Source organism: Streptomyces sp. P6-2-1 (genome assembly GCF_050613165.1).
In the GTDB taxonomy this organism is placed as follows: domain Bacteria; phylum Actinomycetota; class Actinomycetes; order Streptomycetales; family Streptomycetaceae; genus Streptomyces.
Genome location: NZ_CP192513.1, coordinates 468,769 through 489,717, shown reverse-complemented (window position 1 = coordinate 489,717; position 20,949 = coordinate 468,769). Strand labels below are relative to the sequence as shown.

General features: G+C 74.3%; 24 protein-coding genes and 1 riboswitch. Of the genes, 14 read left to right on the top strand and 10 right to left on the bottom strand.

Annotated elements, in window-relative coordinates; all coding sequences use genetic code 11:
* Positions 1-207 precede the first annotated feature (207 nt).
* Entirely contained in the window at positions 208-672 is a 465-nt protein-coding gene (locus ACQYWQ_RS02165; protein WP_431032159.1) for an ATP-binding protein, read from the top strand.
* Between the two features lie 32 nt (positions 673-704).
* Here ACQYWQ_RS02165 and ACQYWQ_RS02160 read toward each other — a convergent pair whose 3' ends face one another.
* The 3 genes from ACQYWQ_RS02160 to ACQYWQ_RS02150 all read right to left on the bottom strand — a co-directional run bounded on the left by ACQYWQ_RS02160 (position 705) and on the right by ACQYWQ_RS02150 (position 2,980).
* Positions 705-1,181: a C40 family peptidase gene (locus ACQYWQ_RS02160; RefSeq protein ID WP_431032158.1), complete on the bottom strand. Its 477-nt coding sequence runs from the start codon at positions 1,179-1,181 to the stop codon at positions 705-707.
* A gap of 3 nt (positions 1,182-1,184) precedes the next feature.
* Positions 1,185-1,349, bottom strand: a riboswitch (cyclic di-AMP (ydaO/yuaA leader).
* A 637-nt stretch (positions 1,350-1,986) separates the two neighbouring features.
* The gene (locus ACQYWQ_RS02155; protein WP_431032157.1) at positions 1,987-2,337 is read right to left on the bottom strand and encodes a hypothetical protein; all 351 of its coding nucleotides are present in this window, start codon (positions 2,335-2,337) and stop codon (positions 1,987-1,989) included.
* 4 nt (positions 2,338-2,341) lie between these two features.
* A complete protein-coding gene (locus ACQYWQ_RS02150; protein ID WP_431032156.1) occupies positions 2,342-2,980 on the bottom strand; it encodes an ATP-dependent Clp protease proteolytic subunit in 639 nt (212 codons plus the stop codon).
* 255 nt (positions 2,981-3,235) lie between these two features.
* Here ACQYWQ_RS02150 and ACQYWQ_RS02145 point away from each other — a divergent pair, with 255 nt between their 5' ends.
* From ACQYWQ_RS02145 to ACQYWQ_RS02105, 9 genes are all read left to right on the top strand, one after another.
* Positions 3,236-3,538 carry a type II toxin-antitoxin system Phd/YefM family antitoxin gene (locus tag ACQYWQ_RS02145; RefSeq protein WP_431032155.1) on the top strand — a complete coding sequence of 101 codons (303 nt, stop codon included), beginning with the start codon at positions 3,236-3,238 and terminating at the stop codon, positions 3,536-3,538.
* Positions 3,539-3,922: 384 nt separating this feature from the next.
* Positions 3,923-4,225: an urease subunit gamma gene (locus ACQYWQ_RS02140; protein ID WP_431032154.1), complete on the top strand. Its 303-nt coding sequence runs from the start codon at positions 3,923-3,925 to the stop codon at positions 4,223-4,225.
* Positions 4,226-4,241: 16 nt separating this feature from the next.
* Positions 4,242-4,601: an urease subunit beta gene (locus tag ACQYWQ_RS02135; protein ID WP_431032153.1), complete on the top strand. Its 360-nt coding sequence runs from the start codon at positions 4,242-4,244 to the stop codon at positions 4,599-4,601.
* Positions 4,588-6,336 carry an urease subunit alpha gene (locus ACQYWQ_RS02130; protein WP_431032152.1) on the top strand — a complete coding sequence of 583 codons (1,749 nt, stop codon included), beginning with the start codon at positions 4,588-4,590 and terminating at the stop codon, positions 6,334-6,336. Before ACQYWQ_RS02135 ends, ACQYWQ_RS02130 begins: the two co-directional genes overlap by 14 nt.
* 30 nt (positions 6,337-6,366) lie before the next feature.
* A complete protein-coding gene (locus ACQYWQ_RS02125) occupies positions 6,367-7,089 on the top strand; it encodes an urease accessory protein UreF (protein ID WP_431039036.1) in 723 nt (240 codons plus the stop codon).
* Positions 7,090-7,107: 18 nt separating this feature from the next.
* Positions 7,108-7,791, top strand: a complete 684-nt coding sequence (ureG, locus tag ACQYWQ_RS02120) for an urease accessory protein UreG (protein ID WP_431032151.1) — start codon at positions 7,108-7,110, stop codon at positions 7,789-7,791.
* Complete coding sequence (locus ACQYWQ_RS02115) at positions 7,788-8,564, top strand: urease accessory protein UreD (protein ID WP_431032150.1); 777 nt, start codon at positions 7,788-7,790, stop codon at positions 8,562-8,564. Before ureG ends, ACQYWQ_RS02115 begins: the two co-directional genes overlap by 4 nt.
* Positions 8,565-8,747: 183 nt before the next feature.
* Positions 8,748-10,646: a hypothetical protein gene (locus ACQYWQ_RS02110; RefSeq protein WP_431032149.1), complete on the top strand. Its 1,899-nt coding sequence runs from the start codon at positions 8,748-8,750 to the stop codon at positions 10,644-10,646.
* 38 nt (positions 10,647-10,684) lie between these two features.
* Complete coding sequence (locus ACQYWQ_RS02105) at positions 10,685-11,050, top strand: hypothetical protein (protein WP_431032148.1); 366 nt, start codon at positions 10,685-10,687, stop codon at positions 11,048-11,050.
* 61 nt (positions 11,051-11,111) lie between these two features.
* Here ACQYWQ_RS02105 and ACQYWQ_RS02100 read toward each other — a convergent pair whose 3' ends face one another.
* The gene (locus ACQYWQ_RS02100) at positions 11,112-11,555 is read right to left on the bottom strand and encodes a hypothetical protein (protein WP_431032147.1); all 444 of its coding nucleotides are present in this window, start codon (positions 11,553-11,555) and stop codon (positions 11,112-11,114) included.
* A 329-nt stretch (positions 11,556-11,884) separates the two neighbouring features.
* Here ACQYWQ_RS02100 and ACQYWQ_RS02095 point away from each other — a divergent pair, with 329 nt between their 5' ends.
* Positions 11,885-12,385: an SSI family serine proteinase inhibitor gene (locus ACQYWQ_RS02095; RefSeq protein WP_431032146.1), complete on the top strand. Its 501-nt coding sequence runs from the start codon at positions 11,885-11,887 to the stop codon at positions 12,383-12,385.
* A 109-nt stretch (positions 12,386-12,494) separates the two neighbouring features.
* Here ACQYWQ_RS02095 and ACQYWQ_RS02090 read toward each other — a convergent pair whose 3' ends face one another.
* The 5 genes from ACQYWQ_RS02090 to ACQYWQ_RS02070 all read right to left on the bottom strand — a co-directional run bounded on the left by ACQYWQ_RS02090 (position 12,495) and on the right by ACQYWQ_RS02070 (position 17,084).
* Positions 12,495-12,650 carry a hypothetical protein gene (locus ACQYWQ_RS02090; RefSeq protein ID WP_007829792.1) on the bottom strand — a complete coding sequence of 52 codons (156 nt, stop codon included), beginning with the start codon at positions 12,648-12,650 and terminating at the stop codon, positions 12,495-12,497.
* Between the two features lie 128 nt (positions 12,651-12,778).
* Entirely contained in the window at positions 12,779-13,726 is a 948-nt protein-coding gene (locus tag ACQYWQ_RS02085; protein WP_431032145.1) for a cytochrome c oxidase assembly protein, read from the bottom strand.
* A 106-nt stretch (positions 13,727-13,832) separates the two neighbouring features.
* On the bottom strand, positions 13,833-14,855 hold the full coding sequence (locus ACQYWQ_RS02080) for a 6-phosphofructokinase (RefSeq protein ID WP_431032144.1): 1,023 nt from the start codon (positions 14,853-14,855) through the stop codon (positions 13,833-13,835).
* Positions 14,856-15,090: 235 nt separating this feature from the next.
* Positions 15,091-15,819, bottom strand: a complete 729-nt coding sequence (locus ACQYWQ_RS02075) for a type 1 glutamine amidotransferase (RefSeq protein WP_431032143.1) — start codon at positions 15,817-15,819, stop codon at positions 15,091-15,093.
* Positions 15,820-15,845: 26 nt separating this feature from the next.
* On the bottom strand, positions 15,846-17,084 hold the full coding sequence (locus ACQYWQ_RS02070; RefSeq protein WP_431032142.1) for a MurT ligase domain-containing protein: 1,239 nt from the start codon (positions 17,082-17,084) through the stop codon (positions 15,846-15,848).
* 212 nt (positions 17,085-17,296) lie between these two features.
* Here ACQYWQ_RS02070 and def point away from each other — a divergent pair, with 212 nt between their 5' ends.
* Entirely contained in the window at positions 17,297-17,848 is a 552-nt protein-coding gene (gene def / locus ACQYWQ_RS02065) for a peptide deformylase (RefSeq protein ID WP_431032140.1), read from the top strand.
* A gap of 255 nt (positions 17,849-18,103) precedes the next feature.
* Here the strand turns inward: def and ACQYWQ_RS02060 are convergent, their stop codons facing one another.
* Positions 18,104-18,781 (bottom strand): TetR family transcriptional regulator, encoded by a 678-nt coding sequence (locus tag ACQYWQ_RS02060; protein ID WP_431032139.1) that lies wholly within the window; start codon positions 18,779-18,781, stop codon positions 18,104-18,106.
* A 197-nt stretch (positions 18,782-18,978) separates the two neighbouring features.
* Here ACQYWQ_RS02060 and ACQYWQ_RS02055 point away from each other — a divergent pair, with 197 nt between their 5' ends.
* The gene (locus ACQYWQ_RS02055) at positions 18,979-20,208 is read left to right on the top strand and encodes an acyl-CoA dehydrogenase family protein (protein WP_431032138.1); all 1,230 of its coding nucleotides are present in this window, start codon (positions 18,979-18,981) and stop codon (positions 20,206-20,208) included.
* Positions 20,209-20,477: 269 nt separating this feature from the next.
* Positions 20,478-20,816, top strand: coding sequence for a hypothetical protein (locus ACQYWQ_RS02050; protein WP_431032137.1), 339 nt, complete (start codon positions 20,478-20,480; stop codon positions 20,814-20,816).
* Positions 20,817-20,949 lie beyond the last annotated feature (133 nt).

The following is a 20,949-nucleotide window of genomic DNA, read 5'->3' as shown; positions in this document are numbered from 1 at the left end:
CAGGCGGTACGTGCCCGGGGCACCGCGATTTCGCGATGCGGACGCTCCGCCCCGCACCCCCGGAATCCGCTCGGCCGTAGCAGGCTTCACCGCTTCGGGCGACAGTGGCGCACAGTCCCCGGAGTGCGCCCCGTGCGGGTGGCAGGCTGTCGCGAACCACCGACCCGGAGCGCCGTGCGGGCGCCCGGTGGAAAGGGGCAGGTCGTCATGGCCGATCACCAGGAAGCCTCCGTCACGCTGCCGAGCGAGGCCGCGTCGGTCCCCGAGGCGCGCGCGTTCGTCGGCGGGGTCCTCGCGGAGTGGGGGCTGCCCGCGCGGGACGACATGGCCGCGTCGGTGGGCCTGATCGTCTCCGAACTGGTCACCAACGCCGTCCTGCACACCGGCGGGCAGTCCCCGTTCTTCACCGTCACCGTCTCGCTCGACCGCGACGAACTCCTCCGCGTCGGCGTCACCGACTCGCACCCGCGCCCTCCGCGCCGCCTCCCCGCCGCCGTACGGCAGGACAACGGGCGCGGCCTCGCGATCATCCGCTACCTCACGGCGGAGACCGGCGGCAGGCTCTCGGTGGTGCCGACACCGCAGGGCGGCAAGACCGTCCTGGTCGCCCTGCCCTGGCGGCCCGCGCGCGCGGGTGCCGTGCCGGAGGAGGGTGCCGTACCGGAGGGCTGAGGCCGCGCCACGGCACCCACGCGCCCGGCCCCTTACCGCACGCGTCCGTACGCGACCTGTTTCGACCAGATCTTTTCGAGCTTGACCACATCTCCCGTCTTGGGGGCGTGCCAGATCTTGTTGCCCCCGGCGTAGATGCCCACGTGGTAGACACTGCCACCGGAGCGGAAGAACACCAGGTCGCCCTTGGTGCGCTTGCCCGCCGATACGTGCCGGGTCTTGTTGTACTGCGCCTGGGCGGTGCGGGGCAGGGACTTGCCCGCCTTCTTGAACGAATAGAGCGTCAGGCCCGAGCAGTCGAAGCGGCGCGGGCCCGCCGCGCCCCAGCTGTAGGGGGCGCCCTTCTTGGACGCCGCGACCTTCAGCGCCTTCGTGGGGACCCGGACGGCCGCCGAGGCGTCGCCGGATGCGCCGGGGACGAGGACGGTGCCGCCGACGGCGGCGAGGGTGAGGACCGATACCGCGCCGGTCCTGGAGAGCAGGACGGGAACTCGATTGCGCACCAGCATGCGTAACCCTTCGTCAACCGCCTGTGAAGGGTGACCTGTCGGGTTCGGACTGGCGAAGATGCCCGGCCGCTCACGCGGCTTCACCCCAAGGACCGGTGCCCGTTGCCGGGCCCGACCCGCCGTGCTCGGGTCCTCCACTCCCGCCGATCCACTCGGTGTCGACCTGGCGTCCGGACGGCGGCGGGACTCGGCGTCCGCCCGGACCGCCCCGCCGCTGCGGCGGGGGCTTGTCGTCGGGAGCGATCTTGACGCACGACACCGCCGGATTCCGAATGAAAACAGGCTTATGTGAGCTTAGTCACCCGTATGGCGATTGGGTGGCGAAAGGCCGTCAAGTGCGGCTCCTCTCACGGAGGACGAGTCCCCGACCAGCGCGAACGCCGTGCGCGGCAAGCGGATCGCGGACCACCGGGGCAACCGGGGGCGGCGTGACGCCGACTCCGGCGTACGTCATTGGGGGGTCCTCCGTTCGGCGGCCGCGCGTCGCACTCCGGACACGCGTGGTCGCGGAACGCATGCGGGGGGAGGGTGAGGAAGGCGAATGCGCCGTCCGGCGCGGACTTCACGCCCCGCCTGCACGCCGCGACATGCCCGCGCGGGGCGCGGTCCGGGGCGTGTGCGGGAGCGCGTGCGAGCGGGGGAGGCGTGCGGGCGCGCGTGCGAGCGGGGGAGGCGTGCGGGAGCGCGTGCGCACGTGCGTTGGCGTCCGGGGCGCGGGACACGGGGCGGAGTGCGGGATGGGTGCGGGACGCGGGACATGCGATGCGGGATGCAGGCTGCGGGGCGGCGGAAGGGCGGGCTCCGCTCAGCGCTCCTGGCCGCCGCCCTCCTCGCTCCCGCCGCCCGCCCCGGCCTCTTCGGGTGGCGGCATCGCGACCCGCCCCGCCCGGCGTTCCCCGTCCAGGACGCGCAAGGCCCGTTCCAGCGTGGCCCGGTGGAGTTCGGTCTCGCCGCGCGCGTGCATGAGCGCCAGCGCGTCCCGCAGCCGCGTCACCTCGGCGACGAGCGCCTGGGCGGCGCGCAGGGCCGCGTACGTGTCGTCGCCGCGCGCGGGGTTGACCCGGCCGAGCAGCTCGGCGGTCGCGAGGTAGTGGTCGATGAGCGCGCCTTCGGCGCGGGTCAGCGCGGGCAGCGGCGGGAGTTCGGGCGGGGGCACGCGCTCACCTCGGCCCGGGGTGTGGGGTGCGGCGGTCCGCGAGGGCGTCGACGATCCCGTACCGCACCGCTTCCGCCGCCGTCAGTACGAGGTCGCGCTCCATGTCGCCGTGCACCTCGGCCTCCGTCCGTCCGGCGGCCGCCGCGAGCAGCCGCTCCGTCGTCCGTCGCTCGCGCGCCAACTCATCGGCCCACACGGCGAGATCGCTCGGCTGCCCGCGCATCGCCTCGGGCAACTCGGGCTGCCGCAGCACGATCCGCGCCCCGGGCAGGGCCGCGCGCTTGCCCGGGGCCCCGGCGGCGAGCAGGACGGCGCCGACCGAGACCGCCTGTCCGAGGCAGTACGTCGCCACGTCGCACGACAGGTGCCGCACCGTGTCGTGGACGGCGGTCAGCGCCGTGAAACTGCCGCCGGGGCAATTGAGGTAGAGGGAGATGTCCTGATCCGGGGCCGCGTGTTCGAGGTGCATGAGCTGTACCGCCAGGTCCGCTGCCGCCGTGTCGTCGAGCGGCGTGCCGAGGAACACGATCCGACCTTCCAGGAGCCGGGAGTACGGGTCAAGAGTGCGTGTCCCGTAGCTGGTGCGCTCGGTGAACTCGGGGAGCACGTGACGGGCGAGAGGGGACAGGTCGGTGGGCTGCAAGGCGGGGTCTCCAGGGAGGCGGAACGCGCGGATGGAGGGGACGGGGCGGACGGGGCGGACGCGGGGAGGCGCGAACGGCGCGGACGGTGCGGACGGTGCGGACGGACGTACGGACCGGGAAGACCGTACGAGTTGTACGTCCTGTAAATTCTGTACAGAACGTACGTGAGTCTGTGTCAGCTACGGGGCTCGCGCAAGGGAGACGCCCGGATTACGCCGACAGCGAGAGCCGTCGCGCGACTTAAGGTGGAAGGCATGGCTTACGAGATCCCGGTGACGCGAGCCCGCGCCGAGCTGGCCGACCTGATCAACCGGGTCGTCTACGGTGACGAGCGTGTCGTCGTCACGCGCCACGGCAAACCCCTCGCCGCGCTCGTCTCGGCGGCGGACCTGGACCGCCTCGCGGCCCTGGACGCCGAAGAGGCCGCGGCGGCCGCCGCCCCAGCCCCCTCGCTCGGCAGCGTCACCGCGCTGACCGAACCCACGTCCAGGCCCGATCCGTTCCGCCCCCGCTTCGGTATCGCGGCCGAACACCGCTCCCCGGGGCAGCCGGACTGACGACGGCGACCGGCCCCCGGTACCCGTTTCGCCCGCGCCTCCAGAAACCGCGCGGGCCCCGCCCGGGACGGTAGCCCTTCCGCCCTTCACCCCCTCCGCCTTCCACCGCCTTCCGCCCTTTCGCCCCCCGTCCTTCCGACCCCGCCCGGCGAGGACCCGGCGGGACGCGGCGGCTCACCGGCCGGCGTACCCGGTGGACGTCGCCGACGGGGCACGGCCGACCACCCGTACGTATACGGGACCGGCCTCGCCACGCGGCGACCGCGCACCTCCCACCCCGCGCGCCCGCCCCACCGCTTAACGCGCCTGAAACCGTTCGCCGTTAGCCTCGGCTTCCGCCGTGCCGGGAAACCGGCGGCAGGACGAGTGGAAGGTGGTAGGCGCGTGCACCTCACCCCGCACGAGCAGGAACGGCTGCTGATCCATGTGGCCGCCGACGTGGCGCGCAGACGGCGGGAGCGGGGGCTCAGGCTCAACCACCCCGAAGCGGTCGCCCTCATCACCGCGCACCTGCTCGAAGGGGCCCGCGACGGCCGCACGGTCGCCGAACTCATGGCCTCGGGGCGGGAAGTGCTGACCCGTGCCGACGTCATGGACGGCATTCCCGAGCTGATCCCCGAGGTGCAGGTCGAGGCGACCTTCCCCGACGGCACCAAGCTCGTCACCGTCCACGAGCCCATCGTCTGAGCCGGGGGAGGCCCGCGTGATTCCCGGGGAGATCCTGTACGCCGAGGAGCCCGTCGCCTACAACGAGGGCAGCGACGTCACCGTCCTGACCGTCCTCAACCGCGCCGACAGACCCGTCCAGGTCGGCTCGCACTACCACTTCGCCGAGGCCAACCCAGGACTCGACTTCGACCGCGCGGCCGCGCACGGCAAGCGGCTCCACATCCCGGCAGGGACGGCGGTGCGCTTCGAGCCCGGCATCCCCGCCGAGGTCGCGCTCATCCCGCTCGCGGGCGCCCGTGTCGTGCCGGGTCTGCGCGGCGGGACGGCCGGCGCGCTCGACGCCCGTACCACCACCGCCGTTCCGGACGAGGGAGCCACCCGTGACGACGCCTGAGCCGAGCCCCCGCAGGTACGCCCTCGCGCGGCCCGCGTACGCCGACCTCTACGGGCCCACGACAGGGGACCGCGTCCGGCTCGCCGACACCGACCTGCTCGTCGAGATCGAGGAGGACCGCTGCGGCGGCCCGGGGCGCGCGGGCGAGGAAGCGGTCTTCGGGGGCGGCAAGGTCATCCGCGAGTCGATGGGCCAGTCCCGCGCGAGCCGCGCGGACGGCACCCCCGACACCGTGATCACAGGAGCCGTCGTCCTCGACCACTGGGGCATCGTCAAAGCCGACATCGGCATCCGCGACGGGCGCGTCGTCGCACTCGGCAAGGCCGGGAACCCCGACACGATGGACGGCGTGCACCCCGGCCTCGTCATCGGCCCCGAGACGGAGATCATCGCGGGCAACGGGAAGATCCTCACCGCGGGCGGCATCGACACGCACGTGCACTTCATCTCGCCCGGCCTCGTCGACGAGGCGATCGGCTCGGGCATCACGACGATGGTCGGCGGCGGCACGGGACCGGCCGAGGGCACCAAGGCGACCACCATCACGCCCGGTTCCTGGCACCTGGCCCGCATGTTCGAGGCCCTGGAGAACAGCCCCGTCAACCTCGGCCTCCTCGGCAAGGGCAACACCACGTCGCACGCCTCGATGCGCGACCAACTGCGCGCCGGAGCCGTCGGGTTCAAGATCCACGAGGACTGGGGAGCGACCCCCGCCGTCATCGACGCCTGCCTCGACGTGTGCGAGGAATCCGGTGCGCAACTCGCCATCCACACCGATACGTTGAACGAAGCGGGTTTCGTCGGCGACACCTTCGCCGCGGTGCGGGGCCGTACGCTGCACGCCTTCCACGTCGAGGGCGCGGGCGGCGGCCACGCGCCCGACATGATCACCGCCGTCTCGCTCCCGCACATCCTGCCCAGCTCCACCAACCCGACCCGCCCGCACACCGTCAACACCGTCGAGGAACACCTCGACATGCTCATGGTGTGCCACCACCTCAACCCGGCGGTCCCCGAGGACCTCGCCTTCGCCGAGTCCCGCATCCGCCCCTCGACGATCGCGGCCGAGGACATCCTCCACGACCTCGGCGCCATCTCGATCATGTCCTCGGACTCCCAGGCGATGGGCCGCATCGGCGAGATCATCCTGCGCACGTGGCAGACCGCGCACGTCATGAAGCGGCGGCGCGGCAGCCTGCCGGGGGACGGGCCCGCCGACAACCTGCGCGCGCGGCGGTACGTCGCGAAGTACACGATCAACGCGGCGCTCGCGCAGGGCATCGACGCCGAGGTCGGCTCCGTCGAACCGGGCAAGCTCGCCGATCTCGTCCTCTGGGACCCGGCGTTCTTCGGAGTGAAACCCCAACTCGTGCTCAAGGGCGGGCAGATCGCCTGGGCGCAGATGGGCGACGCCAACGCGTCCATCCCCACGCCCCAGCCCGTCCTGCCCCGGCCCATGTTCGGCGCCACGGGCGCCGCCCCCGCCGGACTCTCGCTCACCTTCGTCACGCAGGCGGCCCTTGACGACGGGCTCCCCGAACGCCTCGGGCTGCGCCGCACGTTCACCGCGATCCGCTCGACACGCGGCCTCGGCAAGGCCGACATGCGGCTCAACGACGCGCTGCCCCGCGTCGAGGTCGCGCCCGACAGCTTCGCCGTCACGATCGACGGCGAACTCGTCGAACCCGCACCCGTGGCCGAGCTGCCGATGGCGCAGCGGTACTTCCTGTTCTGAGCGGAAAGGAGCCCGCCCGTGCCCGTGCCCATGCCCTCCGCGCTGCCCGTGCCCGCCGCCCTGCCCGCCGCCCTGCCCGTCGTGCCCTCCGCCCTGCTCGTCCTCGCCGACGGCAGGCTCCCCGCCGGGGGCCACGCGCACTCCGGCGGCGCGGAGGAGGCCGTGGCCGAGGGACGGATCAGCGGCCCCGACGAGCTGTACGCGTACTGCCTCGGCCGCGCGCACACCACCGGGCTCGTCGCCGCCTCGCTGGCCGCGGCCGCGGCCGACGGGCTCGACCCGCTCGCCCTCGACCGCGCCGCCGACGCCCGTACCCCGTCCCCCGCCCTGCGTGCGGCGGCCCGCAGACTCGGCCGCCAGCTCCTGCGCGCCGCCCGCGCCGCCTGGCCGGACCCCGCGCTCGACGCCGTCGCCGCGCACCACCCGCGCGGCCTCCACCAGCCCGTCGTCCTCGGCCTCACCGCACGGGCAGCGGGGCTCGGCCCCGCCGACGCGGCGGCAGCGAGCCTCTACGAGAGCGTCGGGGGCCCCGCGAGCGCGACCGTCCGTCTGCTCAGTCTCGACCCGCTCGACGCGACCCGCGTGCTCGCCCGCCTCGCGCCCGTACTCGACACGCTGGCCGCCGAAGCCCTCGCGCACGCGGCGCGCGCCCGCGCCGAGGGCCCCGGCGCGCTCCCCGCCCGCGCGGCCCCGCTCCTCGACCTCGCCGCCGAACACCACGCCCGCCGCCCGCACAAGCTGTTCACCACATAGCCCCGCTGGAGCCGCCCCGTGCACCTCGACCACTCCCACGACGCCCCGCCCGCGCTCAGCGCCGACGCGCACCTGCCCGACGGCCGCCGCCGCGCCCTGCGGCTCGGGCTCGGCGGACCCGTCGGCTCCGGCAAGACCGCGACCGTCGCCGCCCTGTGCCGCACCCTGCGCGCCGAACTGTCCCTCGCCGTCGTCACGAACGACATCTACACCCGCGAGGACGCCGAATTCCTCCTGAAGGAAGGGGTGTTGCCGCCCGAGCGGATCACCGCGGTCGAGACGGGCGCCTGCCCGCACACCGCGATCAGGGACGACATCTCGGCGAACCTGGAGGCGGTCGAGGAACTGGAGGCGGAGACCGGACCGCTCGACGTGATCCTCGTCGAGTCGGGCGGCGACAACCTCACAGCGACCTTCTCGCGCGGCCTCGTGGACGCGCAGATCTTCGTCATCGACGTCGCGGGCGGCGACGACATCCCGCGCAAGGGCGGCCCGGGCGTCACCACGGCTGACCTCCTCGTCGTCAACAAGACCGACCTGGCCCCTCACGTCGGCTCCGACCTCGGCAGGATGGCCAAGGACGCGGCCCACGCGCGCGGCGAACTCCCCGTACTCCTCCAGTCCTTGCGCGGCCCCGAGGGTGTGGGCCCGGTCGCCGACTGGGTGCGCGCGCAGCACCGCGCGTGGCGGGCGCGGCCGTGACGACAGCCTTCGCGGGGGCCCTCGCGCGGGTACGGATCGAGGCGCGCGCGGACGGGCGGGGCGGCACCGCGCTCCCCGTGCTGCGCGGCGAGGGCCCGCTCGCCGTGCGCCGCACACGGGGTGCCCCCGGGGCCGCGCACGTCCTGCTCGTGGGCGCGATGGGCGGCCCGCTCGGCGGGGACACGTACGCGGTACGGGCCGGGGCGGGGCCCGGGGCACGGTTGCGCGTCGGCTCCGTCGCCGCGACGCTCGCCCTGCCCGGGCAGTCCACGCCCCGCGCCACGTACACCGTCGACCTGGACGTGGCCCGGGGCGGACGTCTGGAGTGGCTGCCCGAACCCGTCGTCGCCGCCGCGGGCAGCGACCTCGCGCAGCACACCCGCGTCACGCTCGCCGAAGGCGCGCGGTGCGCCCTGCGCGAGGAGCAGGTCCTCGGCCGCAGCGGCGAGGTGCCCGGACGGATCACCTCCCGCCTCACGGTCGGCCTCGCCGGGCGCCCCCTCCTCGACCAGGAGACCTGCCTCGGCACGGGCGCACCCCCGGGCTGGGACGGCCCCGCGGGCACGGCGGGACTCCGGGCGATAGGACAACTCCTGCTCGTCGCACCGGAATTCACGGAGTACGAGGCGGGTGCGCGCCTGCTCCCGCCCGGTGCCGCTGTGCTCCCGCTCGACGGGCCCGCCGTCCTGGTGAGCGCCCTCGCCCCCGACGCGCTGCGCCTGCGCCACCTTTTGGACGAGGCGGCGGGGGTGCTGGGCCCGCCGGGCTGCTGAGAGGCGTCGGGCCCCCGGCGGAGAGCCTCGCGGTATTGCGCGCACGGCCTTCCCGGGGTGCGTGAGCGGTACCGAACCCGGATGTTCACGGACGAGTGCGCGGTGGTAAACCATGCGTAGGCGTCCGGCGTTGCCCCGGGGGGTCGGGACACGGGTGCCGCGTACGCACAACAGGGGGAGTACATGACGGAGCCTCAGCAGGGCGCGCCCGGCGAGCCGGAGGACGCGAAAGGCCCGGGCGGCGCGGGACCCGCGCCCGGCGGCGGCTTCGGCCCGCCCCCCGCGGGCTTCGGCCCGCCACCGGCTACCCCGGGGGACCCCGCGCCCGGCGCGGCGCGGGACACCGTGCGGGGCACGCCGCGGGACGCCGCACCCGGCGCACCGCAGGTCCCGCCGCAGGGCGGCGGCTTCGGCCCCGCGCCCGCGTACGGCCCCACGGGCGCCACCCCGCACGGCGGTCCGGGCCCCCTCCCCCCGCCACCCCGCTACCCGCCCGGCCTCCCGCCCGCCCCGCCCACGGCGGCCGCCCCGCCCCCGGGCCCGCCCGCCGCGCCGCGGGGCCCGCGCGATGTTCCGCGCGCCCTCGGCCTCGCGCTCCTCGACCTCAGCGGCCTCGGCATCGGGCACGCGCTGCTGCGTTCCTGGGGCGGCTTCGCCGTGGCCCTCGTGAGCACCGGCGTCTTCGCCTTCGTCGCGCTCCCCGCCGACCCCGACGGCGTCCCGCCCGCCCTCGTCGCCGGCTGGCTCGCGCTCCTCGTCCTGCTCGCCGCCCACGCGGCGGCGCGCGGACTGCGCACCACACGGCCCGTGCCGACGGTGCCCCTCCTCGGCCTCGCCCTCGTCCTGCTCGCCGCACCCGTCTTCGCGGGCTTCCAGTACGAGGCGGCCCGCGAACGCGCCCAGCACGCGCGCCTGGAGAAGCAGCTGCTCGACCGGCTCGGCAAGGCCGACCGCACCGTCGCCCGCTACAAGACCTCCGGCTACAAGGGCCACGAAGCGGCGTTCTCCTCGGCGCTCACCACGTACCGCGACCTGAGCCGCGTCCACCCCGGATCGGCGGCGGCGCACAAGGTCCCCGCCAGGCTGCGCACGTACTACCGCACGGTCGGCGCGCCCTTCGAAGCGGGCGACTACTGCGAAGCCGTCGACCCCCTGCGCCACCTGCTCACCGTGCCGGGGACGATGGGCGGGGGCCGGGTCCCCGAGGACCTCGTCGCCTGGCCCGCGCCGCGCCTCGCCACCTCGCTCTACGGCTGCGGCGTCGGCGGGCTCGGCACCGCGGACTCCACGACCACCGACCGCCTCACCGCGCTCCTGGAGGAGTACCCCGACAGCCCCGAGGCCGGCAAGGTCGTCCCCGAGGTGGAGAAGCGCGTGAGCTACTCGCTCAAGGACAAGGGTGGCCGGTCGCCGTGCGCGGCGACCGCGTCGCTCAAGGCCCTCGCCGACCAGGCCGCCGCCGTCGCGAAGGCCGACGGCGCGCCCGCGGCGACGGTGACCGCGCTCGGCCGCCAGGCGGACCGCGCGAAGAGCGGCCTTCCCACCAAGACGTGGAACTGCGCGCTCACCGCGTACCGCGAGAAGGACTACGCCGCCGCGCAGTCGCGCATGCGCGACTTCACCGCCCACTACGGCAAGGACGGCCGCGTGCCGCTCGCGCGCAAGTACGTCATCGCCGCGCAGGTCGCCGACGAACTCCCGGCCGCGGGCAAGGTCAAGCCGACGACGACCACCGGCGGCTCGATCACGGTGACGGTCCGCAACGACAGCCCCGAGGCCGTCGAGGTGCTCTACACCGGGCCTGTCACGGGCAGTTTCACGCTCGGCGCCTGCAAGGGCTGCGAGCGCTACGAGTGGGCCGACACCCTGAACCCCTCCTTCAAGCCCTGCTCGGCGGGCAAGAAGTACCCGAGCAAGACCCTGAGGCTCCCCGCGGGCACCACGTACTTCCTGCACAAGTCGGGGACCAGCGGTCTCGGCGGTTCCCCCGCCACCGACACCGTCAAGGTGCGCGGCGGATACACGTACACCGAGTGCGCCTACACGGCGAAGCGACGCGGAGCGGGCGGGGTCGACGGCTGACCGTTTGCGCCCCGGTGGGGGCGTAATACGGTACGAGAATGAGCGAAACGCCACAGGGGGGACGCGGTTCCTCCGATGCCGACCTCGCCCGCGAGGCCGTCGACGTCCATCTCTCGCGCAGGCTCTCGGAGTGGGAAGGACAGCTGAGCGCCGCCACCGAGGGCACGCACGAGTACGAGGAGACGCTCGGCTACCGCAACGCCGAGGAGGCCCGCCTGCGCGCCTGGCGCGAGACGGGCCACCTCGACGCCGACCTCGCCCTCGCCGTCGACCAGCGCGCCCGCGCCGACCTCAAGATGGACGCCATCGACGAACCCCGCAGAAACGCCATCCACCGCGGTCTCCTCGACCTCGGCTGGGACCCCGAAGGGGGCGGGGGAGAGGCACGGGTGACCGGGGGCTGAGCGGACGCGGGGCCGAGCCGGTACGGCCCCGGGGGCGGCCCCGCCCCCGGGGGCCGCCCGCTCACCCCGCGAGCAGCGCCCTGCCCACGAGCAGCGCCCCCACCCCCGTGCACACCGCGCACACCACCAGGCCGAGCACGACGGGCACCGGGTCCGCGCTCTCGCCCGGCGGCGGGCACACCGCGCGCTCCGGCTCGCCCGGGGGATGCCGTACGACCACGAGATCCCCGGTGAGCCGCACCTCGCCCGAGGTGTCCCGCAGGCGCACGAGCCGCCCCTCCGCCGTACGGAACTCCAGCAGCGCCTGGTGCTCGGGACCGGTGTTCCCCGACCCCGCCGGGGGCCCGACGAGCAGCGTGTCCACGACCCGCGCGAGCGCCCGGCCCCCCGGCAGCCGACGCTGCCGCACCGCCGCGCGCACCGCCGCCGTGGTGCCGAGCAGGCCCCCGCTCAGCAGCAGCACCCCCGTGACCGCGCGCAGCGGCCAGAACCCGCTGTCGTCCATGCCTTGCCTTCCTCGCCGCTCCCGAGCGCCCCGGCACGGGGCTCCTCGCCCTCGGCCCGGCCGCCCACGTTCTCGCACCCACGCCTTGGCACCCACGTCCTTGCACCCACAGAGAGGGGCATACGGGCCATCGGGTTGCCCGGCGGACGGAGCGCACCGGGGTCGCCCGGCACGCCCCCGCGCGCTCCGCCGTACGGCCGCGCGCCCTCACCCGTGCGCGTGCCGCGCCGCCGCGGGCCCGCCGCCAGGGCCCGGCGAGAGGGGAGGGGTGAGCGCGGGCGCCCGCCCCGCGCGGGCGCGGAACCACAGTCCCGCACGAGGAGTCCTCCATGCGTCTCGTCACCACCTTCGCGGTGGCGCTCCTGGCCGGTACGGCGCTGCTGCCGACCGCCCAGGCCGCGCCGCCCCCGCCCCCGGGCGACCGCCCCGCGCTGCAACGGCCGGCCCCCGGCAGCGCCGAGTCCGCCGAGCGCGACACGCCCGCTCCCGGCGACCCCGGGGCCCGGCTCACCGAGGAAGGGCCCGCGCGCGGCCTCTTCCTGAGCGTCGCCGACGAGGGCGCCACCTGGATCAGGGGTGTCACGCTCGACTGCGCCACGCGCCCGGCGAGCGGCACCCACCCGCACGCCGCCGACGCCTGCGCCGCGCTCGCCACCGCCGAGGGCCGGCCCGAGCAGCTCCGCGGCGCCCCCCGCGACTGCGTCAAGCGGTACCAGCCGGTCACGGTGAGCGTCACGGGCGACTACCTCGGCCGTCCCACGGCCTGGCACCGCACGTACGCGAACACCTGCGTGCTCGCCGAGGAGACGGGGGACGTCTTCCGCTTCTGAGCGAGCGCCGCGCCGCGGGGCACGGACCCGGCCCGGGCAAGGGAAGAGGGGCGGCCCCCTGTCCGGGAGCCGCCCCTCACCTCTCGTGAAGCGTCGTACGCGCCGTGCCTCAGTCCTGGGTCATCGTCATCGCGAGCGTGAGAAGCCCGAGGACGACCCAGCCGAACCACAGCCAGCCGTTGCTGCCGAGGGCCACGGTGTACGCGGTGACCACCACCAGTCCGCCGATGGTGAACACGCCCATAGTCTTCGTGGTGCCAGGCATACCGATCCGCCTCTCCGGCCACTGGGCCCCGGGGACGAGACCCGTACCACCATCCTCACCCGAACGGCGGCAAGAATGCCAGCGAGGAGCGAACCGGCGTCCGAAAAGCAGGGCTCGCCCCCGCCCGCTCAGCTCCGGCCCTGCAACGACGCCAGGTAGTCGTTGTACGCGTTCAGCTCCGCGTCCCCGTCACGGTCCGCCGCGCGGTCCTTGCGGCGGGCCTGACGCTGCTCGGAGCCGTACCACTGCACGAGGAGGACGAGGAGGACGACGACCGAGGGGACCTCGCTGAACGCCCAGGCGATACCGCCGGCCGCCGTCTGGTCGGAGAGCGGGTCGAGGCCGAGCGAGGCGGGCGGGTTGTCGAAGGTGTCGACCATCGTCGTGGACGCCATCATGAGCGCGATCCCGAAGAAGGCGTGGAAGGGCATCCCCGCGAAGAGTTCCAGCATCCGCATGAGGTAGCCGGGCCGGTGCGGCCCCGGGTCGACGCCCATGATCGGCCAGAAGAAGACGATGCCGACCGCGAGGAAGTGCACCATCATCGCGATGTGCCCGGCGCTCGACTCCATCAAGAAGTCGAAGAGCGGCGTGAAGTACAGCGCGTACAGGCTCGCGATGAAGATCGGGATGGTGAAGAGCGGGTGCGTGACGACCCGCATGTACCTGCTGTGCAGGAGCCACAGCAGCCACTCGCGCGGCCCCTTGCGGCCCCGCCCCGCGACCGGCAGCGCACGCAGCGCGAGCGTCGTCGGGGCGCCCATCAGGATCAGGATCGGCGACAGCATGCTGATCACCATGTGCTGCACCATGTGCACGCTGAACATGACCATGCCGTAGTCGTTCAGCTTCGTGCACATCACGAGCATGATGGTCAGCACCCCGAGCACGAACGGGATCGTCCGCCCCCAGGACCAGGAGTCACCGCGCCGCCGCAGCCGCGCCACGCCCCAGCCGTAGAGCACGAGCCCCAGCAGGCAGGCGACGAGGAAGAACACGTCGGGGGAGGGTTCGAGTCCCCGCCCCAGCGTGAACGGCGGCAGATCGGACATCATGCCGTGCCCGCTGTGATCCATCCGCAGACTCCTGATTTCGTACCGGTTGTCCGCACCAGACTAGGACGGGCGGCCCACGCTCCCGCGCGCGGGTCGCCCACCCCTGCCGAGGGCTCCCCGGTACGGCTCAGACGACGGTCTCGCACTCCTCGTACCGCGCCGCGGGCACCGTCTTGAGCGTCGCGACCGCGTCACCCAGCGGCACCGTGACGATCTCCGTGCCGCGCAGCGCCGTCATCCGCCCGAACTCGCCCCGGTGCACCGCCTCGACCGCCTCGCGCCCGAAGCGCGTCGCGAGGACCCTGTCGTACGCGGTCGGGGTCCCGCCGCGCTGCACATGCCCGAGTATCACCGGGCGGGCCTCCTTGCCGAGCCGGTCCTCCAGCTCCAGCGACAGCTGGCGCGCGACCCCCGAGAACCGCTCGTGCCCGTAGATGTCGCGCGCGCCTTCCTCGTACTTCATCGTCCCCGGGAGCGGCTTCGCGCCCTCGGCGACCACGACGATCGCGAAGCGCTTGCCCGCGTCGAAGCGCGCCCCGACCCGCTCGGCGACCTCGGCGACGTCGAAGGGCCGCTCGGGCACGAGCACGGCGTGCGCGCCCGCGGCCATCCCGGAGTGCAGCGCTATCCAGCCGGTGTGCCTGCCCATCACCTCGACGATGAGGACCCGCTGGTGCGATTCGGCGGTCGTCTTGAGCCGGTCGAGCGCGTCGGTCGCGACCCCGACGGCCGTGTCGAAACCGAAGGTGACGTCGGTCGCCGAGATGTCGTTGTCGATCGTCTTCGGCACCCCGACGATGGGCAGCCCGGCATCCGAGAGGAGCTTCGCCGCCTTGAGGGTGCCCTCGCCGCCGATCGGCACGACCGCGTCGAGCCCCAGGTCGGCGAGGTGCGCCCGCGCCCGCTCGACACCGTCGCGCAGGTGCGCGGGCTGGACCCGGGAGGAACCGAGCACGGTCCCGCCCTGGGCGAGGATGCCGGCGACGGCGTCGTGGTCGAGCGGCCGCCAGTCGCACTCCAGGAGCCCGCGCCACCCGTCGTGGAAACCGATCACCTCGTCACCGTGGGCACCCGCCCGGTGAACGACGGAGCGGATGACCGCGTTGAGCCCCGGGCAGTCCCCACCGGACGTCAGCACGCCAATGCGCATGGGCCTGAAACACCTTCGCAACCTGGAATCGGCACCGGACCACGACGTCCGGTCGGTGCCAGCACCCTAATCCCGCCGGATCACACCGCCTATTCCGGTCCGTGTGGTGGACAGACGCCCCAGCGGGCCCACCAGGACCGGGCCCCTCCGGCGCTTGAGGAGCGGAGCGGGGCCCGGGGGCGGGGGCCCGGGGGCGGGGGCCCGGGGCCGAGCCCCGGAGACCCCGCGGGGGGCACTACTCCGGCCGGGTGGCCGCCGCGATCCGCTCCTCGCGAAGCGCCTCGTACCACCGGTCGTCCACCGGAGGAAGCGCGTTGACGTCCAGCGCCAGCTTCAGCAGCAGGTCCGCGATCTGCGGATTCCGCGCCATCACGGGACCGTGCATGTACGTCCCGAACACCGTGTCGTTGAAGGCGCCCTCGGTCCCGTCCCCGGTCCCGTTGCCCTTGCCGAGCCGGGTGCGCGCGAAGGGCCGCGCGGTGGGGCCGAGGTGGGTCACGCCCTGGTGGTTCTCGAAACCGGTCAGCGGCGGGAGGCCGAGCCGGGGGTCGATGTCGGCGAGCACGTCGCCCACGCACCGCTCGCCCTCGCCCCGCACCGAGACGACGTCGAGCAGCCCGAGCCCCGGCTCCCGCTGCCCGAGGTCGTTGACGAACTCGTGCCCGAGGATCTGGTACCCGGCACACACCGAGAAGACGATCGCCCCGTTGCCCACCGCGCGCTGGAGGCCGCCGTCGCGCCGCAACCGCTCGGCGGCGAGCCGCTGCGGGCGGTCCTCACCGCCACCGATGAGGTAGATGTCGCCCGAGGTCGGCACGGGCTGGTCGCTGCGCACGTCGACGCGTGTGACACCGAGACCGCGCTGCCGCGCCCGCCGCTCGACGACGAGGGCGTTGCCCTGGTCCCCGTAGGTGCTCAGCAGGTCCGGGTAGATCCAGACCAGACGAAGACTGTTGTCGCTCATATCCCTGTCCCTTCTCACTGGTCCGGTCAATTCCCCACGCGTCGGCGCAAGTCCTGGAACGCCGTGTAGTTGGCGATCGCCTCGATACGCCCCGGAGGGGCCAGACGCACCGCCTCGTCCACGTTCTCGCAGACCTGGAAGTCGAGATTGGCCACTTCGAGACGGACCGCGAGGTCGAGCTTGCGGTCCCCGATGACGAAGATGGGGTGCCCGGCGAGCCGCGTGTAGTCCACGTCCCAGAGCCAGGAGGTGTCGGTGCCGTCCGCGCCGCGCGCGTTCACCGACAGGAGCACGGGGGTCGGGGGCGGGTCGATGAGCGAGAAGGTCTCCAGCCAGCCCGCGGGGTTCTTGGCGAGCAGCAGCCGCAGGTCGCGGCCCTGGAACTGGACCGTGTCGTACCGTCCGGCGACCGCCTGCACCTGCCACATGCGCTCCAGGGCCACCTGCGGCGGCACCCCGAAGACGGCGGCGACGGCCGCCGAGGTCGCGGCGTTGGCGCGGTTGGCGCGGCCGGGGAGCTGGAGGTGGATCGGCCAGGCCGAGCCGTGCGGGTCGAGGACGTGCTCACCGGAGAGCGCCCAGCTCGCGGCGGGGCGGCGGAAACCGCACTCGCCGCAGAACCAGTCGTCGCCGGGACGCTGCATGACACCGCCGCAGGAGGGGCACGACCAGGCGTCGTCCTTCCACTCCTGCCCGGCCGCCACCCAGATGACGTGCGGCGAGGAGGAGGCCGCCCACACGACGAGCGGGTCGTCCGCGTTGGCGACGACGACGGCCTTGCTGCCCGCGAGACCCTCGCGCCAGCGCTCGGCGAGCATCCGGGTCTCCGCGGCACGGTCGAGCTGGTCGCGCGAGAGGTTGAGCAGCGCGATCGCCTTGGGCTCGACGTCCCGCGCGACGCCCGCGAGGTACTTCTCATCGACCTCGATCACGCCGTAGCGCGCGTCGGAGCCCCCGGCGAGAGCGGAGGTGATCCCGGCGGGCATGTTGGCGCCGAGCGCGTTGGAGACCACGGGGCCGGCGGCGCGCAGGGCCTCGGCGATGAGCCGGGTCGTGGTCGTCTTGCCGTTGGTCGCCGAGACCAGTACGACGTCGAGGTGCGTCGCGAGCCGGGCGAGCAGGTCCGGTTCGAGCCGGAGCGCCACCTTGCCGCCGATCACCGACCCGCTGCCGCGCCCCGCCGCTCGGGACACCGCCGCGGCGGCCTTGCCCGCCGTCACGGCCAGTTTGGCCCGTGCCGACAGCGGCTCCGAGTTGGCTGTCATCGTCCTCGCTCCTCCTTCACTTCCGCCGCGTCCGGCGCCCGCGACCGTCCCCGGGCCACTCCGGCCCGCGCTGTGGTGCGGTGCTCCTCCCGCGCGCCGCACACTGGCGGGGAGGCATTCGTCGGGTGCAGCCTACCGAGATCCCCCGCGCGGCCAGAACCGCACACCGTCCCTTGCCTGGGGAAAAGAGCGGGACCGTAGGCTGTCCGGTCATGCGACGACGTCCCATCCCGGGCAGTTCAGGACAGGTCCGGCCCCTCAGCCTGTACGGCGCCCCCGTGCTCACCACTCCCGCGCGCGAGGCCGGGGACTTCGGTCCGTGGCTGGAAAAGCTCGTCGAGGATCTCTTCGCGACGATGTACGCCGCCCGGGGGGTGGGCCTGGCGGCCCCGCAGATCGGCGAGGCGGTACGGGTCTTCGTATACGACTGCCCCGACGACGAGGACCGCCGCCACCTCGGACACCTCGTCAACCCCCGTCTCGTCGAGGTCGAAGGACCGATGGTCCGCGGACCCGAGGGCTGCCTGTCCCTGCCGGGGCTCGAAGCGGGGACCTCGCGCTTCGACCACGCGGTGCTCGAAGGCCGTACGGCGGACGGTACGCCGCGCCGGATCGAGGGCACCGGCTTCTTCGCGCGCTGCCTCCAGCACGAGTACGACCACCTGGAGGGCGGTCTCTACGTGGACCGCCTCGACCCGCGCCGCCGGCGCAAGGTGCTGCGCGAAGCGGGTCGCACGGAGTGGGGCAGGGCGGCGGGCCTGTAGATCAAAGGCCCTGACGGCGCGCCACCCGTGCGATCACGCTTCGCACGGGCGCGCCGCCATGCGATCCGCAGGCGGCGCGGGTGGCGGTACGTGGCTCCCTCCCCGCACGGGCACGTCCTCCCCCCCCCGTAAGGGCGCGCCCTCGCGCGTACCGCGGAGCCCGGGCGCGTACCGCCGCGCCCCGCCCGGTGCCCCGGCCGGGCGCCCCCGCCCGGCGCCTCCGCCGTCCACCGCCGCCCCGCCCCCGGCCGCTCCTCAGAAGCGCGGCCCGTCCTCGCCCCTGTCGGGGACCTCGCCGAGCATTCCCCACAGCAGCTCCGTCAGATCCGCCACCAGCTCCTCGCGCGCGCAAGGGCGTTCGGCGAGCCACCAGTCGCCCGCCGCGTGCATCATGCCGACGATGCCGTGGCCCCAGACGCGGGCCCTGCGGGCGCCGCCCGGGCCCGGGTCGACGCGCTCGGCGATCACCTCGGCCAGCTCCTCGCCCAGGCGGCGCAGGAGGGGCGCGGAGTGGCGGCCCACGTCGAAGCCGGCGGTCTCGGGCGTGGGCGCGTCCTCGGCGGGGTGCATGAGGAAGCGGTAGACCTGGGGCCTGGCCTCGATCGCCGTGAGGTACGTGTCGAGTGTGCGGCGCACGCGGTCCCTGCGCGTCGCGGCCGGGGCGTCCAGCGCCTGGCGCAGCGAGGCGAGCAGGGCGTCGGTGTGCCGGGTCGCGAGCGCCCGGTACAGACCGCCCTTGTCCCCGAAGTGCCGGTAGAGGATCGGCTTGGTGATCCCCGCCTCCGCCGCGATCGCGTTCATCGAGGCGCCGGGCCCCTCGCGCAGCACCACGCGGTCCGCCGCCTCCAGGAGTTCGCGCCGGCGCAGCGCCGCCGTCCGCTGCTGTGCCGTACGCTGCCGCGCGGCACGGCCTGTCGTGCCCGTGCTCTCCACAACGAATCTCCCCGCCCGTGCCGTCTCCGTGCCGTCTTCGCGCGCCGGACCAGGCGTGACGGCCCCGCGCACCGCGCAACGTAACACCCGCGCGCGGGGCCCGTCGGGGGCGAGGGAAGCGGTTGACATGCTCTACCGGCCGGTAACAGACTCGGGTTACTTGAGGTAACAGCATTCGTCACGCGGGAGGGCCGCTCATGGCCGAGTTCACGATGGATCTCAACGAGGAACAGCGGGAGATCCGCGACTGGCTGCACGGTTTCGCGGCCGACGTCATCCGGCCCGCGGCCGCCGAGTGGGACGAGCGCGAGGAGACGCCCTGGCCGGTGATCCAGGAGGCGGCCAAGCTCGGGATCTACTCGCTCGACTTCTACGCCCAGCAGTTCTTCGACCCGACAGGGCTCGGCATCCCGATGACGATGGAGGAGCTGTTCTGGGGCGACGCGGGCATCGCCCTGTCGATCGTCGGCACGGGCCTCGCCGCTGTCGGCGTGCTCGCCAACGGCACCGAGGAGCAGATCGGCACGTGGGTGCCGCAGATGTACGGGACACCGGACGACGTCAAGGTCGCGGCCTTCTGCTCCTCGGAGCCCGACGCGGGCTCGGACGTCGCGGGGATGCGCACCCGCGCGGTCTACGACGAGGCGAAGGACGAGTGGGTGCTCGACGGCACCAAGACGTGGGCGACCAACGGCGGGATAGCCAACGTCCACGTCGTGGTCGCGGTCGTGGACCCCGAACTCGGCTCCAAGGGCCACGCCTCCTTCATCGTCCCGCCCGGTACGAAGGGCCTCAGCCAGGGCCAGAAGTTCAAGAAGCACGGCATCCGCGCCTCGCACACCGCCGAGGTCGTCCTCGACGGCGTGCGCGTGCCGGGGCACTGCCTGCTCGGCGGCAAGGAGAAGCTCGACCAGCGCCTCGCGCGGGCCCGCGAGCGGGCGAAGGCGCAGGGCGGCGAGCGGATCAAGAACGCGGCGATGGCGACCTTCGAGGCGTCCCGCCCCGCGGTCGGCGCGATGGCGGTCGGCACCGCCCGTGCGGCGTACGAGGAGGCCCTGGAGTACGCGAAGACCCGCTCCCAGTTCGGTCGCCCCATCATCGACAACCAGGGCATCGCCTTCCAGCTCGCCGACATGCGCACCCGCATCGACGCCGCGCGCCTCCTCGTGTGGCGCGCCTCCTGGATGGCGGTGACGGGCAAGCCCTTCACGTCGGCCGAGGGCTCGATGTCGAAGCTCTTCGCGAGCGAGACGGCGAAGCAGGTCACCGCCCAGGCGATCCAGATCTTCGGCGGCAACGGCTACACGCGCGAGTACCCGGTCGAGCGCATGCACAGGGACAGCGCGATTTACACCATCTTCGAGGGCACGAGCGAGATCCAGCGCCTCGTCATCGCGCGCACGCTCGCGGGAGTGCCGATCCGCTGACGCACCCGGCCTCCGGCGGGGAAAGCGCGTTTTCGGCCCCTGCGGCCCCGGCCGAGCCTTCGCCCCGGCACGGACGACCCGTGCCGGGGCGCGGTCGTGCCCCCTCGTCCCACCGAGCCCCCGTGCGCGGGATTCCGGCCCTCCTCGTCCGTGCCCCGGGGACCGCAAGCGGTTGCTGCCTGAGGTCGCCCCGGAGTGCGCGTGGGGCGCGGCGGGCGAGGGCGCGGCGGGCGAGGGCGCGGCGGGCGAGGGCGCGGCGGGAGGGCGCGGTGGCGACCCCCACGTACGACGGCGCGTGCGTCCCGCGCGACGATGCGGGGCTGGTCGGGCCCAGGGCCAAGGAGAACCCCGAGGGTGTCGCGCGCCACCCGCCGCTGCGGCAGGCCTGGAGGGCCGGGCGTCGCGGCGGGCCGCGCGAGGGTGCCCCGCGACTTCGCCGCGGCCTGCGTGCGGGGGTCGCGGCGCGTCCGTACGAGGGCGTCGTGCGGCACCACCCGGACGGCCGCAGGGCGAAGCTCAAGGTGCGGGATTTCGGGCCCTGGAGCGTGGCGCGCGCCCGGACCGTGGCCCGCACGCCGTGGCCGCACCGCGTGGCCCGCACCACGTGAACCCGCCCTCGCGCGGGCGCGGGCGAAGGGCGACCCCTGCCGGACGGGGGGACCGGCAGGGGTCGCGGTGGGAGGGGCAGCGAGGGGGGGATTCGCGCCTCGCCTCCCACAGAGGTGAACGCTAGAGCATCCA

What these genes read in the sequence shown, in the direction of transcription:
- ACQYWQ_RS02070 (WP_431032142.1), bottom strand. Translation starts at nt 17,084, where the DNA reads ATGACAGCCAACTCGGAGCCGCTGTCGGCACGGGCCAAACTGGCCGTG.
- ACQYWQ_RS02095 (WP_431032146.1), top strand. Translation starts at nt 11,885, where the DNA reads ATGCGTCTCGTCACCACCTTCGCGGTGGCGCTCCTGGCCGGTACGGCG.
- ACQYWQ_RS02125 (WP_431039036.1), top strand. Translation starts at nt 6,367, where the DNA reads ATGCCCTCCGCGCTGCCCGTGCCCGCCGCCCTGCCCGCCGCCCTGCCC.
- ACQYWQ_RS02165 (WP_431032159.1), top strand. Translation starts at nt 208, where the DNA reads ATGGCCGATCACCAGGAAGCCTCCGTCACGCTGCCGAGCGAGGCCGCG.
- ACQYWQ_RS02105 (WP_431032148.1), top strand. Translation starts at nt 10,685, where the DNA reads ATGAGCGAAACGCCACAGGGGGGACGCGGTTCCTCCGATGCCGACCTC.
- ACQYWQ_RS02100 (WP_431032147.1), bottom strand. Translation starts at nt 11,555, where the DNA reads ATGGACGACAGCGGGTTCTGGCCGCTGCGCGCGGTCACGGGGGTGCTG.
- ACQYWQ_RS02085 (WP_431032145.1), bottom strand. Translation starts at nt 13,726, where the DNA reads ATGGATCACAGCGGGCACGGCATGATGTCCGATCTGCCGCCGTTCACG.
- ACQYWQ_RS02110 (WP_431032149.1), top strand. Translation starts at nt 8,748, where the DNA reads ATGACGGAGCCTCAGCAGGGCGCGCCCGGCGAGCCGGAGGACGCGAAA.
- ACQYWQ_RS02145 (WP_431032155.1), top strand. Translation starts at nt 3,236, where the DNA reads ATGGCTTACGAGATCCCGGTGACGCGAGCCCGCGCCGAGCTGGCCGAC.
- ACQYWQ_RS02090 (WP_007829792.1), bottom strand. Translation starts at nt 12,650, where the DNA reads ATGCCTGGCACCACGAAGACTATGGGCGTGTTCACCATCGGCGGACTG.
- ACQYWQ_RS02080 (WP_431032144.1), bottom strand. Translation starts at nt 14,855, where the DNA reads ATGCGCATTGGCGTGCTGACGTCCGGTGGGGACTGCCCGGGGCTCAAC.
- def (WP_431032140.1), top strand. Translation starts at nt 17,297, where the DNA reads ATGCGACGACGTCCCATCCCGGGCAGTTCAGGACAGGTCCGGCCCCTC.
- ACQYWQ_RS02055 (WP_431032138.1), top strand. Translation starts at nt 18,979, where the DNA reads ATGGCCGAGTTCACGATGGATCTCAACGAGGAACAGCGGGAGATCCGC.
- ACQYWQ_RS02075 (WP_431032143.1), bottom strand. Translation starts at nt 15,819, where the DNA reads ATGAGCGACAACAGTCTTCGTCTGGTCTGGATCTACCCGGACCTGCTG.
- ACQYWQ_RS02160 (WP_431032158.1), bottom strand. Translation starts at nt 1,181, where the DNA reads ATGCTGGTGCGCAATCGAGTTCCCGTCCTGCTCTCCAGGACCGGCGCG.